Origin of the sequence: Alteromonas sp. Cnat3-28, assembly GCF_022348265.1 — a bacterium.
In the GTDB taxonomy this organism is placed as follows: domain Bacteria; phylum Pseudomonadota; class Gammaproteobacteria; order Enterobacterales; family Alteromonadaceae; genus Alteromonas; species Alteromonas macleodii.
This window is the reverse complement of record NZ_JAKREY010000018.1, coordinates 38,768-52,648: the sequence shown is the minus strand read 5'-3', so window position 1 is coordinate 52,648 and position 13,881 is coordinate 38,768. Positions and strand designations below refer to the sequence as shown.

Here is a 13,881-nt window from a genome sequence, read left to right as displayed (position 1 = left end):
TTTCTTTATAGACCACCAGCAGAAATTTACACTTATTATTGTTGTTGTGTAGCTGCAATCGCTACTGCTGTTTTGGTAGAGGCAGAAAAGACCCCTACTTAATTTCGGGATTTTAGCATTAACCCATACGTTTGTGCCACGCTATTTCTAGATAAAGGCAAATTTTTCTACAATTTAATGTAAACCTTTGGTCTTATTCATTTACATTTTGCAAATCCATATGCCGTATCAACTTGTAATCAGGTACAAAAAAGCCGTCAAATCAGACGGCTTTTGCGCATATAAGCATTAGGTTAATTAATGGTAAGTTTAGGTTTTACCAATTAACCATTGGGTCAACTTCACTGTCGTAATCAACACTTGAAATGTCAAAACCGAACAGTTTTAAGAACTCATGGTTGTAACCTTTGTAGTCACTTAAGTCATGAAAGTTCTCTTGTGTCACTTGATCCCATAGCGCCTTAATTTTTGCCTGTGTTGCGTCGTTAGTTTCTTTGCCATCCATGCGATAGCGATTTGCTTCATCTAACGTTGGTGTATTGCCGAACAGGCACTGTGTGAACAAGCCATGAATCTGCTCAATGCACCCTTCGTGGGTGCCTTCCTCTTTCATCACTTTGTAAATAAGTGAAATATACAGAGGCATTACAGGAATGGCTGAGCTTGCCTGCGTTACCAGTGCTTTCAACGAGCTCACATTGGCTTGCACAAGCAAATCACTGTTTTTACCAATAATGGCTGCGGCAGCGCGATCTAGGTCTTCTTTCGCTTTACCAATCGTCGCTTGACCATAAATAGGCCATGTTAGTTCTTTACCGATATAGGTATATGCGGTGGTTTTACAGCCTTCAGCAAGCACATCGGCTTCACGTAAAAAGTCCATCCAACGTTCCCAATCTTCACCGCCCATCACTTTGATGGTGTTAAGGATTTCTTCGTCGTTGGCTGGCTCTAGCGATACTTCATGCACTTTGTCTTTATCAGTATCGTAGGTTTTCGTAGTGTACGCCTGCCCTACAGGCTTAAGCGTAGATTTATACGTTACGCCTGTTTCTGGGTCGGTTCTACGCGGGGATGCAAGGCTATAAATGACCAAATCAACCTTGCCCATTTCAGCTTTGATTTTTTCGATGGTTTCATTTTTGATTTCATCGGAAAACGCATCGCCATTAATAGTTTCTGCATACAAGCCTTTTGCTTTGGCTTTTTCGTGGAATGCAGCGGTGTTGTACCAACCGGCAGTACCCGTTTTACGTTCCGTTGGTGCTTTTTCAAAACACACACCCAGCGTTTTAGCGCCATAGCCGAACGCAGAAGTAATGCGTGATGCTAGGCCGTACCCCGTAGAGCTACCAATAATCAATACATTTTTAGGGCCTTCGCCTAAGTCGCCTTTTGCTTCTACATAAGCAATTTGTTCGTCAACCGCCGTTGCACAGCCAACAGGGTGCGCGTTTGTACAAATGAAGCCTCTCACTTTAGGCTTGATAACCATAATAATTTTCCTTATTTGAGCGTGGGGCTATTGTAATGCCGAAGCCACTGATAACAACTCGGAGCAGATGAAACCTAGCATATCGCAAACGCAAGGCGACACCAATGAAACAACGTGCCAAATTTAGCTTTGCTTTGTATTTACGAGAAAAGACAGAGAAGAAAAGAGATAGGAAAAAGAAACATTAGGCCATATCGCTAAATTCAACGAAGTGCGGGCTAGTTTTTAAAACGTTATGAACTATGAATAAGAAAAAATGGAACACAGGTGTACAGAACTGCACACCTGTGAACAACACATTAACCTAGAACGTCTAGAAGCTCTACGTCAAAGATAAGCGTGCTGTATGGTGCAATAGCTGCACCCGCACCTTGCTCACCGTAAGCAAGCTCATGTGGCACGTATAAACGGTACTTAGCACCTACTTTCATAAGTTGAAGTGCTTCAGTCCAACCTTTAATAACGCCGCCTACTGGGAATTCAGCTGGCTGGCCGCGCTCGTAAGAGCTGTCAAAAGTGGTACCGTTAATAAGTGTACCGTGGTAGTGAACACGTACAGTGCTAGCCGCAACTGGTGTTTCACCGTCACCTTCAGCAATAACTTCATACTGAAGACCAGATTCAGTAACGGTTACTTCGTCACGCTTCGCATTTTCTTCAAGGTACTTTGTGCCTTCTTCAATAACCGCTTTGCTTGCTTCTTCTTTAGCCGCTTGCATACGCTTGTGAATTTCGCCGAACGCATCACGTAGTGTGTCGTTATCAACCTGAGGCGCTTGACCTGCGAAGGCGTCTTTTAGGCCAGCTACAACAGCGTCAATCGCTAGTCCGTCAAACGGATTTGATTGTAATTGTTGACCCATTTGAAAACCAATGCCGTAACTTGCTTGGGTTTCTACTGTATTGAATGTATCAGTCACAAGAACTCCTGAAATTAAATTACAAATGCAGTACAAATTTCAAACAAAACGCATAACGCGAGAATGTTTCTGCATTTTCCGGTGCAAGAGTGTATCACACCACAAAATATCTTGCTTTGAGCAATGTTAACTAGGGTGCAAAAGTATCAAAATGTTGTAAATTATAACCGAAAGTGGTTAGACAAGTCGCAAAGGACACAGTATGGTTAAGGCCATATATTTAGGAGGATAGCATGCAAACACACTACGATGCTGAACTGAAAGATACCGTTCGATACCTAGGTAAAACCTTAGGTGAAACAATCAAAAATCAATTGGGTCAAGAGTGGCTAGACCGTATTGAAAAGATTCGTAAAGGCGGCCGAGCTTCTTATCAGGGAGACGCTACATGTAGCGAAGAACTGAAAGAAACTTTCAAAACAATGTCTGACAGCGATTTGCTTACTGTTGGCCGTGCATTCGCACAATTCTTGAATTTGGGCAACATTGCTGAGCAAGAATACAATGCGGCAATGAATGTTGATGCGTCTATTGATGCACTATTTAAACACCTAGATAAAGCTGAATTAACAGCTGAAAAAGTGCAGGATGCGGTTGCAAAACTGAACATCGATCTTGTACTGACCGCGCACCCAACTGAGGTTACGCGCCGTACACTTATTCACAAACATAAAGAATTGGCGAACTGCCTTCAGGCTATTCACCAAGAGTCGCTTAATGATGTTGAGCGTAAGAAAATTGAAACCCGTATTGCTGACCTTATTGCACAGGCTTGGCACACTGAAGAAATTCGTTCAGTACGTCCAACACCGGTTGATGAGGCACGCTGGGGCTTCTCTGTTATTGAAAACTCATTATGGGAAGCAGTGCCAGACTTTATGCGCGAGCTTGATGGTCGCCTAAACGAAGATTATGAAGTATCACTGCCACTAGATGCGTCTCCCGTTCAGTTTAGCTCTTGGATGGGCGGCGACAGAGACGGCAACCCATTTGTAACGTCAAAAGTGACTGAGCAAGTATTATTACTTGCTAGAAAACGTGCGGCCAAGCTTTTCGCGATTGATCTTGATCGCTTGCAAGTTGAGCTTTCAATGTACGACTGCAACGACGCGTTACGCGAAAAAGTCGGCGACGCCAACGAGCCATACCGCGCCCTTCTTCGTCCACTTGTGGACAAGTTCATCGCAACCCGCGATGGCATTAGCGACTACTTAGCAGGTAAAAACCCAGATACTTCAAACTGGGTTGAAAGTGATGATGAGCTAATTGAACCACTGATGCTTTGCTACCAGTCACTGTTAGACTGCGGAATGCAAGTTGTAGCAAACGGTCTGCTGCTAGACACTATTCGTCGTGCTCGTGTATTTGGCATTCACCTTCTGCGCCTTGACGTGCGTCAGGACTCTGAACGTCATGCAGACGTTTTCAGCGAACTAACACGCTACCTAGGTCTTGGTGATTATGCTCAGTGGAGCGAAGCCGACAAGCAAGCGTTCTTATTGCGCGAGCTTGGCTCAAAACGCCCGCTATTCCCTGCTCAATGGGATGCGTCTGATGACGTGAAAGAAGTGCTTGATACCTGTAAGGTAATTGCGAAGCACAGCAAACACGGTTTTGGTATCTATATTATCTCTATGGCCAGTGAGCCATCGGACGTTATGGCCGTTCAGCTGCTACTTCAAGAAAGTGGTGTAGATTGGGCAATGCCAGTGGCGCCATTGTTCGAGACGCTAGACGATTTGAACAACTCGCCTGACGTAATGCGCAAACTTCTGTCTATCGACTGGTATCGCGGTTACGTTAAAGGTCGTCAATTCGTTATGATTGGTTATTCAGATTCAGCCAAAGACGCAGGTGCACTTGCTGCGGGCTGGGCTCAATACCAATCACAAGAAGCCTTGGTTGCGATTGCTGATGAGTTTGACGTAAGCCTGACGCTATTCCACGGCCGTGGCGGTACAATTGGTCGTGGTGGCTTGCCAGCACATGCTGCCATTTACTCTCAGCCTCCTGGCTCGCTAGACGGCGGCTTCCGTGTAACTGAGCAAGGCGAAACTATTCGCTATAAATTCGGTATGCCTAAGCTGGCTAAACGCAGCCTAGGTATTTACGCCAGCGCCATAATTGAAGCCATGTTATTCCCGCCTCCGGCACCAAAAGAAGAATGGCGAGAGCTTATAACTGCAATGGCAGCCCAAGGTCGTGACAACTATCGTGCAACCGTGCGTCACGATAAAGAGTTCGTACCTTACTTCCGTGTTGCAACGCCAGAGCAAGAGTTAGGCAAACTCCCACTAGGTAGTCGCCCAGCGAAGCGTAAGCCACAAGGCGGTATTGAGAGCCTACGCGCTATTCCATGGATATTTGCTTGGGCACAAACCCGTTTGGTGCTACCAAGCTGGCTAGGCGTTATGCGTGCTATTGATAGCGTGAAGACCCCGGAAAACGAAAAAGTGGTTAACGAAATGTTCAGCGAATGGCCGTTCTATCGTTCACGTCTTTCAATGCTGGACATGGTGTTCCATAAAGCCGATCCGCGTATCAGTGAAGCTTATGATGAGCGCTTGGTACCCAAAGAGCTCAAACATTTTGGTGAAGCGCTGCGCAGCGAGCTAAAACAAAGTATCTCCTCGCTGTTGGCTATCACTGGCAACGACGACATAATGAAGAACGACCCGCAGGGTAAAGAATCGATGGAGATCCGCGCAGGATACCTTCAGCCCCTTCATTACCTGCAAATTGAGCTTCTAGATCGTATCCGTAAAGCCGGTGACGATGCACAGAACACCAGTCTAGAACGCGCCATGATGGTTACCATCGCGGGTATTGCCATCGGTATGCGTAATACGGGGTAATACCCAATTAAGCGCTTAGCGTTGTTACTAGAAGCCTGCTCATTGAGCAGGCTTTTTTTTGCATGTTGCTTAACTCTAGCGAGCGAGTTTTATAAGGTTTTAACAGGCTCGCTTCTTTCTCAAGTCATGAGTGTGCCAAAGGATGTTCGGTAATGGATTGAATTGGCAGGAGTTTGAGAAACAGGCTCTCCTATAACAAGGATGCGGTGACGAAGCCTACAAAGACGCAACAAAAAGACTGGATACGTAAGGTCGTTACAGGCTTTCTACTCTAGAGTAATGAGGACTTATAAAATCGCATCTTGATGTAAAGACTGGGAAGGCACTTAAAATGTAGGCTCTCCACCGCAGGGATGCGGCGGCGAAGCCTACATGGACGTATTAACGGCGGGCCTACGTTTTGATTGCCTTTTCAGGCTAGCCCGCCAATAGCGCTATTAGCCGTTTACGAAGTCAACGCCTAGCTTGATGTCGCCACGTAGGCCTTCAAGCATGTCGTTTTTCGCTTTTTCTTCGAATGCGCTTAGCTCGCCGTATGGCAAGATTTCTTCAACACCATTTGCGCCTAGGCGAACTGGGTGTGCAAAGAATGCTGCGTCGTCGCTGTCGTCAGTTTGTACATAAGTGTACTCAACCACGTTCTCGCCTTGCATTGCTGCAACTAGAGATAGACAGAAGCGTGCTGCTGCTTGACCCATTGATAGGGTTGCAGAACCGCCGCCCGCTTTAGCTTCAACAACTTCAGTACCCGCGTTTTGGATACGAGTAGTTAGGCTAGCAACTTCTTCGTCTGTGAACTCTACGCCTTCAACTTGTGAAAGTAGAGGAAGGATAGTTGTACCAGAGTGACCACCGATTACCGGTACGTGCACAGAAGATACGTCTACACCTTTAAGTTCAGCAACAAACGTTTCAGCACGGATAACGTCTAGTGTCGTTACACCAAAAAGCTTGTTCTTGTCATAAACGCCTTTTGCTTTAAGCGTTTCAGCTGCAATAGCAACAGTAGTGTTAACTGGGTTAGTGATGATACCAACACACGCGTTCGGGCAGTTATCAGCTACACCTTCAATTAGGTTTTTAACAATGCCGGCGTTGATGTTGAATAGATCAGAACGATCCATACCTGGCTTACGAGGCATACCCGCTGGAATTAGAACAACGTCTGCTCCAGTTAGTGCATCAGCTAGGTCATCTTTACCGTGACCGGTTACTTTTACCGCAGTGGGGATGTGGCTCAAATCAACGGCAACACCAGGAACAACTGGCGCTACGTCGTAAAGCGCTAAATCTGAACCTGCTGGCAATTGTGTTTTCAACAACAAAGACAGCGCCTGACCAATACCACCGGCAGCACCTAACACGGCTACTTTCATACCATTTCTCCTATGGGATTACTTCACGTATTTAAACGGAACGTCACACTAATGCAACGCGGGGGAAAACTCAATCACCGGATCGTCTTATTAACGTTATTTATGGCGATTTTATCTCGATATTCATTATCATGAATGATTATGCAAAGAAATTGCGCAAAGTCTACCTGTACGGCACAATATACGCATACTAAATATAATTCCTAACGATAACCCTCAAAAAAGAAAAGAGCGCTAATGGCAAACGCAAAACAAGAGCTACTCATCAAAGCTTTTAAAGAAATTCTTAAAGCAGAAAGTTACGGTTCACAGGGCGAAATTGTTGATGCATTAAAAGCACAAGGCTTCGACAACATCAGCCAATCTAAAATCTCTAGAATGCTAAGCAAATTCGGCGCGGTACGCACGCGAAATGCCCGAGGTGACATGGTGTATTGCTTGCCTCCAGAGCTAGGTATGCCTACGGCTAAAAGCCCTCTTAAACAGCTGGTACTGGATATCGTTCACAACAACGTAATGGTAATCATTAGAACCAGCCCTGGTGCTGCACAGCTTATTGCGCGCTTGCTTGACTCATTAAGTAAGAAAGACGGAGTTTTGGGCACCATAGCAGGTGACGACACTATTTTCATCGCGCCAGCGGATGTGTCTAGAATCGAAGAACTAAGACAGCGTGTTGAAGACCTGTTTGAGAACGTTTAGGTAGCCACGCTATTAAAACGGTGCCCTCTCATTGAGGGCACTATATATTCTGCTGTTCGCTGACGCTAACTCAATAGCTTAATCAGCGCATCGGCTGCTGGTCGTGATGACGGCGGATTCTGTCCCGTCACCAGTAACCCGTCGGTACACACTTTTACAGCAAAATTGTCGGCGCTCTCATACTTACCGCCTTTTTTAACCAGTTCATCTTCAACCAGATAAGGCACTACGTCTGTAAGTTCCATTGCAGCTTCTTCACTGTTTGAAAATCCGGTAACAGATTTTCCCTCTACCAGGTATTTGCCATCAGGCGTTTTAACGTCCTTAAGCACAATTGGCGCGTGACATACTGCCCCAACGGGTTTATTAGCTGCGATAGTGTCTTCGATTAGTTTTATCGAGTGCACATTGTCAGAAAGGTCCCACAACGGACCGTGTCCCCCTGGATAGAACACCGCGTCAAACTCTTCAGCTCTCACATCTTCAAGCGGAATAGTCGACGCTATAGCGCTACGCGCCAGCTCATCTTTCGTATATCGCATAGCGTCATCGGTCATTGCATCGTCAGCCAGACTATTGGGATCGATAGGCACTTGCCCTCCCATGGGTGACGCCAAAGTTATCGTATATCCTTGGTCTTTAAATGCGTAGTACGGCGCAGCAAACTCTTCCAACCACATGCCTGTCTTTTTGCCGGTATCACCCATAATTTCGTGAGATGTCATTACCATTAGCATACGTTTTGACATAAGCCCTCCTTGCGAGCATTTAAAAATTTGTCGTCAATTACTTCGGCTAATGTACGTAGTTAGATCATTAAAAAAGCGGAGGATCGTTTGATTGCATGATTGTGAGATTAATGGCGGGCATAAAAAAGTGCCACTTCCTGTTAAGGAGAGTGGCACCTAACACTACAATAGGTTCACACCATTGGATTAGAAGCTGTACTTAACACCAACTCGGATTTGCCATAATGATTGCTCATTAAAGAATCCATTTTGATTAGTGTTACCTTCAAAGAACTCGTTGTACGTATATGTACCATCGCTATTTAGCGATGCATCAAGTACAGGAGCTGAAACGAATGGACCAATTTTACGAACGCCCCAATCATCATTTAAGAAGTTACCAACGTTCTTAAGGATGAAGTATGCACTTGCGCGATGACCTTTCATGAAACCAGGAAGTTGCTGGTCAATACGGAAGTCAACTCGAGAATACCATTCAGCATTTTCAGAGTTACGCTCAAGGATTTCGCCGCGAGCAAAACCACCTTCATCGATGAATGAGTTGAATGCACCTAAGTCGAAGCCTTCTGCATACGTCACGTTTGGATCATCAACTTCTGGGATGTAAAGAAGTGCATTGTTTGTTCTAAACTGCGCGTCGCCGATCGTGATACCGTCAAAGGTGTACGAGAATGGACGACCTTGCTGGCGAGATCCGAATAGCGAGAAGCTTGTTTTGTAACCGTCAACAATTTCAGTCGAATAACGCAAGTTAAACGTAAAGCGATGTGGCACTTCGTAGTTCGAAGTTGCGATACCAGGGTTTAACGGGTCTGATGAAGCAAAGTTAGTAAAGTTCGAGAACGCTACTGAACTTGCCATTGGTGTAACGTCTTCAGAGCGGTTGTATGCATAACCGAATGAAGCATCTAAACCAAAGTCATATTCTTTTTGAACAGCAAAAGAGATAGTGGTCGACTTGCCATCTTCACGAGCATTGGTAAGTACTAAGTCACTCTTACGGAAGTTACGGAAAACAGCGTCACCATCGTCATTAGTTCCAACTTGAATATAGTCGTAGATAGGTCGACCGTCAGCTGCAAAAGTAACGTTTTCTGTGTCCCAACCAACATTTATGATTTGTGCACTATCTTGCTTCTTGTTGTGAAGAATATCTGCTTGGAATACATAATCGCTGTCTGTTACCCAAGTGAAACCAAGATTGAACTTCCATTCGCTAGGAATCTCAAAATCAGGGTCTACGGCATTCGTTGAAGGCTCATTACCCAAAGATGGATCTGCATCAGCAACTTCATCAAACATCTCTTGAAGTGGTGAGTAAATTAGGCGACCACCATTAACCAGCGGAACCGTGTTACCGTTCTCATCGAACAACTCAAAATCACTGCGATAAGTATCAATATTTGTAATACCGTCGTTAGAGAAAGAGTTTGATAGCCAAACGTTAGGGTTACCACCAGAGTATAGGCCTACACCACCACGTACTTCCATATTGTCATTCAATGTATAGTTGAAGCCAAAGCGAGGCTGCAATAAATCAATTCCATCGAATGTTGAAGTGTTGTCATAACCATAGCGTTGAGCAAATACTTCATTGCGCTTAGGCTTGTCATCACTGCTGTATTTGTCATAACGAAGACCGAACAACAAAGTTAGGTCATCAAGGATCCACTCGTCTTGAACATAAAGCGTGTTCGTTTCATAAGAGAATCGTTGCGCTGCGTCCTGAGGATTATTTGTGCCAGCAGAGTTGTTGTAGTAGATGTCGTCAGCCAAACCAGCTTCAAAATCATCAATAGTTTCGAAACGGTATTCACCAATAGTATGTTGCATGAACAAGTTAAATGCTTCTAGCTCTTCATACTCATAACCGAATGTAATTGTATGGTTATCTAGGTAGTACGTACCAGCGAACTTGGCAGTTGTGCTATTCCAATCCATTTCGTTAGATTGACGAGAGTCATCTGGACCGAAAAAGACGTCTGCACCGTTTACTCTATCGATGCGAATTTCACCAAAACCACTGTCAGCATCTAGTGAGTTTTGACGGTTGGTAAGCTTGATTCGACCTAAGCGAACTTCGGTAGAGAAGTCGTCGGTCCAGTCTGAGTACAATGAAGCAACTGTTGAATTAAGCTTTGCACCTACTTCGTAGAAATGGCTATCTAAAGAAAGAGCTGTCGAGTAGTCATCAGATTGGTCGATTCTAAAGCCATCGTTATAGTTATAAACTAATGATGCACGGTGAGCGTCGTTGATGTTCCAATCAAGCTTAACAAGTACTTTCTCGTCTTCCACAGGCATTGAGCCAGGCGTACCGCCGATATCGTAATCGTAAACACGTGACGCAATTTCACGAATGCGATCGATATCTTGTTGTGATACTTGGTTACCTAGAGGGCCGTAAGAGAAGATTTGAGCGCCTTCAAGTTTTTCATAAGCACCAAAGAAGAAAAGTTCATCTTTGATTAGTGGAAGACCAACGTTTACACCGTAGCGCTTTTCAGTAAAGTCGCCTGTATCAACGTCTGTATCTTCTACTTTATCACCCATTAATGAATCACTAGTGTAATCATAGAAAGCACTACCGTGAACTTCATTTGTACCCGATTTTGTAACTGCGTTGATGTTACACGCCGTAAAACCACCGTATTGCACGTCAAATGGTGCAAGCTCAACGGTTACTTGGTCAATTGCATCGAAAGAGAATGGCATTCTAACAGTCGGATAACCATTTTGGTTCAAACCGAAACTGTCGTTCATACGAACACCATCAACAGTTAGTGCACTAAAACGTGGGTTACCACCACCACAGATGATCGCCTCTTCGCCGTCGCTTTCAGAAATACTAATACGAGGATCTACACGAACGATATCTTTTAGGTCACGGTTTGCAGAAGGAGCAGACTCTAAATCTTCAAGATTGAATGTTGACGCAGGACTTTTTTGACCGAATACGTCGTACCCCATTTGAGAAGCTGTAACTTGAATTCTTTCAACGTCAGCTTCGTCAGTTAGCGCTAAATTAAGAACTAAAGGCTCACCTAGTTGCAAATAAACATCACTTATGACTTTATCATCAAACTTATCTGAATCAAATTCAACAGTATAAGGACCACCTACGCGTAGACCTTGAGAGCTAAATTGCCCTGCGTTGTTAACTTGAACGGTTTTTCTGGCGCCAGTGGGGACGTGGGTAATAATAACTGTAGTTCCTGCTGCTGGAGCTCCTGCTGGACCAACTAGGCTACCTTTAATTGATGAAGACGTTTCTTGCGCCATTACAGCGGTAGACAACCCGATGGACAGCGCAACAGCAGCCGCAATACGGCTGAATTTAGCTGGAGAGTTCATGTGTGTGTTTCCCTTTTTGTTTAAAATTCTTTTTTATGGACTTGCGCAGGGCGTTGTCCCTATCAAGACCACTTACTATTCTAGTACCACGAAGAATTGTTATCGAGATTCATGTCAAATTTATTACAGTTTTACATTTTTGTTTAACACCAATTGCCCGACGCTAGTGACTTTGTAAAAAATTACTTGACCATGTAGTCAAGTTAACTTACTTGTTATTGTTGTTGTCTATCTGCAGCAATTGGACAGTGCTATTCTTGGCAGATGTGCGACTAATAAACAGCGTTTAATAAAAATCAGATTTACCTATAAAAATAAACTATATTTCAATAGCTTAACGATTTAAAATAAATTTACCTATTGCAATAAATAACCTTAACTGATGAAATCCCCACATAAATCGTTAATTCATTTGGTCGTTTTTTTGGCGAATTTTAGAATTGTTGCCTCCGGAAAGTGGATATTATTTGTCATCGTCGCTATCGCGTGCGGTACTTTTAGCTATTTACAAAAAAACAATGTTTATAGTGACATCACCCCACAAGCTGGTCAATTTTTATACTGCAAAACTAAATTAAGTGCGAATAGCGACATTTTTTCAGTGTATGTTACCGACGGTCGCATTGCTGAAATGGCAAGAGATAGATTGTGCGCTGACAGCACAATAAAGAAGCAATTCGGCGAAGTAAAAATTATCATCGGTCAAAGCGACTATGACACGTTTCGCTACATCAACCACGGCGTTGTTGACCTTGCATTAGTGAAAAAGAACGTGGTCGACGCGTTTGGCGCTGACCAAATATATGGGCTGTCTAAAGTGGCATCGCACCCTAATTACAGCGCCTTTTTCATTGCGTTACGCGAACGCCCGCAATTAAGTAAAGAATACTTGCTCGGTAAAAAAATTGGTTTATTAGATTACCCAAGTAGTCGCTCAGGCCACATTGTACCCAAAACTATCCTACAAAATTTAGGGTTAAGCGACACAAACGTATCAATTGTATATTACAGTTCCCATCAAGAGCTTCGCAGAGCACTGTTAGCAGGTGATGTTGACATTATTTCGTCTTATTGGGCTGAAGATGACAGTGATCGCTTTTCAAGAAATTACGCAACACCCTTACAAGAAAGCATAGGTGGAATGCAGTGGTACCTGAAAATGCAGACACAAAACACCGATTTGTTCTGTGCTATGCAGTCTGTTGTACATGAAATAGCAATGGCTCGCCCGCGACCATATTACAAAAATATTACACTTGAAGCGGGGTGTAACAAATGATCAAACCTAAGTTCAAATCGCCTGCATGCATAACGTTAAACTGGGCACTGCTATTTCTGTGCTTACAGACTATCGCGCTGATTGGCCAGTACTTTTCATTTAAGGCTGATATTCATGAAGCGCAAGATAAAGTCGAACGTCGTATAAGCCTAGACAGCGCATTTCTAGATGTGGGCAATGTAACGCTTAATACGCCGGTCAATCAGCATGCTATCTATAGCTATTTAGATAGATTAAATAGCGAACTAACCAAAGAAGGCTATCCTATTTTAGTGAGCCATATTCAGGAAATCAGCGTTCAATCTCAAGATTTCACACAATACCCTAACGTGACATCTACCTTACTGATAAATGCAGAGCAACGTATTGTACTTGAAATGCGCAGTAAGTCGTCATGGAGTGGAGTAGGATTTAGTTTTATAGCATTGCTCTGCTCACTTTTACTACTTCCAGTATTTTCTATTGCAACGAAAAAGCGTAAGAAAGTGTCGGCTGTTGAAGAAGAATTGCTGCCGCCAACACCGAAGCTCATTATTAATCTCAAAGATAAAACACTTTCAAACGGTGTTGATGACAAGGTAGTTGCACTACAGAATAAGCCATTATGTTTCTATACTGCTTTAGTTAAGTTTTGTATTGAGTACCCCAATCAGCCGCTTCCTCCGCATAAAGATGTACCACATGAACTTATGATTCTTGCTAACAAGAGCTTTGGTAGACTGATTGAACTTGGGCATACTAAACGCAAAAGGCCAGACTTCAACGCGAATTTAGACAAAACCTTGAGCGAGATCCGTGCAGCCCTTGATGAAGTGTTTGCCGGATTCACTGAAGAAAAAGAAACCTATTATCCGCCTAGAGCTCAAGGTGAAGGCTCTCGCTCTAAACAACACTCGTACGCATTGCCGAATATTAAGGAAGACGATATAGAAATTATTGGAAACTAGTAATTTTTTAATTCTGGCAGTTAAAAACTGACCACTTGGAGAACTTTTTACTATTTTTTGCAAGTCGACTAAACGCCCTGCAATACCTTGAAAATACAATAAAGTTCTAGCAAAGACCGATCCAAATACCGATAACTTGTGAATATAACATTGATTCGCGAGGCCTAAACGCGTATCTTTGCACCAACAAAATCAGCTTTATAG

General features: G+C 43.7%; 9 protein-coding genes. 4 read left to right on the top strand and 5 right to left on the bottom strand.

Annotated features, from left to right (window positions below):
* Positions 1-316 precede the first annotated feature (316 nt).
* Complete coding sequence (gene fabV / locus MHM87_RS16090) at positions 317-1,495, bottom strand: enoyl-ACP reductase FabV (protein WP_239220026.1); 1,179 nt, start codon at positions 1,493-1,495, stop codon at positions 317-319.
* 299 nt (positions 1,496-1,794) lie between these two features.
* On the bottom strand, positions 1,795-2,415 hold the full coding sequence (locus MHM87_RS16085) for an FKBP-type peptidyl-prolyl cis-trans isomerase (RefSeq protein WP_239220028.1): 621 nt from the start codon (positions 2,413-2,415) through the stop codon (positions 1,795-1,797).
* Positions 2,416-2,648: 233 nt separating this feature from the next.
* Here MHM87_RS16085 and ppc point away from each other — a divergent pair, with 233 nt between their 5' ends.
* A complete protein-coding gene (gene ppc / locus MHM87_RS16080; protein ID WP_239260161.1) occupies positions 2,649-5,270 on the top strand; it encodes a phosphoenolpyruvate carboxylase in 2,622 nt (873 codons plus the stop codon).
* A 437-nt stretch (positions 5,271-5,707) separates the two neighbouring features.
* Here the strand turns inward: ppc and mdh are convergent, their stop codons facing one another.
* Complete coding sequence (mdh, locus tag MHM87_RS16075) at positions 5,708-6,646, bottom strand: malate dehydrogenase (protein ID WP_014950802.1); 939 nt, start codon at positions 6,644-6,646, stop codon at positions 5,708-5,710.
* 237 nt (positions 6,647-6,883) lie between these two features.
* Here mdh and argR point away from each other — a divergent pair, with 237 nt between their 5' ends.
* Positions 6,884-7,348, top strand: a complete 465-nt coding sequence (gene argR, locus MHM87_RS16070; protein WP_014950803.1) for a transcriptional regulator ArgR — start codon at positions 6,884-6,886, stop codon at positions 7,346-7,348.
* Between the two features lie 65 nt (positions 7,349-7,413).
* On the opposite strand, the gene MHM87_RS16065 is transcribed toward argR, so the two are convergent.
* Both MHM87_RS16065 and MHM87_RS16060 read right to left on the bottom strand, forming a co-directional pair.
* Entirely contained in the window at positions 7,414-8,097 is a 684-nt protein-coding gene (locus MHM87_RS16065) for a type 1 glutamine amidotransferase domain-containing protein (RefSeq protein ID WP_014950804.1), read from the bottom strand.
* 186 nt (positions 8,098-8,283) lie between these two features.
* Positions 8,284-11,451, bottom strand: a complete 3,168-nt coding sequence (locus MHM87_RS16060) for a TonB-dependent receptor (protein ID WP_187447207.1) — start codon at positions 11,449-11,451, stop codon at positions 8,284-8,286.
* 424 nt (positions 11,452-11,875) lie between these two features.
* Between MHM87_RS16060 and MHM87_RS16055 the strand changes: the two genes are divergently transcribed.
* Entirely contained in the window at positions 11,876-12,730 is an 855-nt protein-coding gene (locus MHM87_RS16055) for a PhnD/SsuA/transferrin family substrate-binding protein (RefSeq protein WP_239260160.1), read from the top strand.
* Complete coding sequence (locus tag MHM87_RS16050) at positions 12,727-13,677, top strand: hypothetical protein (RefSeq protein ID WP_239260158.1); 951 nt, start codon at positions 12,727-12,729, stop codon at positions 13,675-13,677. The genes MHM87_RS16055 and MHM87_RS16050 overlap by 4 nt, the downstream gene beginning before the upstream one ends.
* The last annotated feature ends 204 nt before the right edge of the window (positions 13,678-13,881 follow it).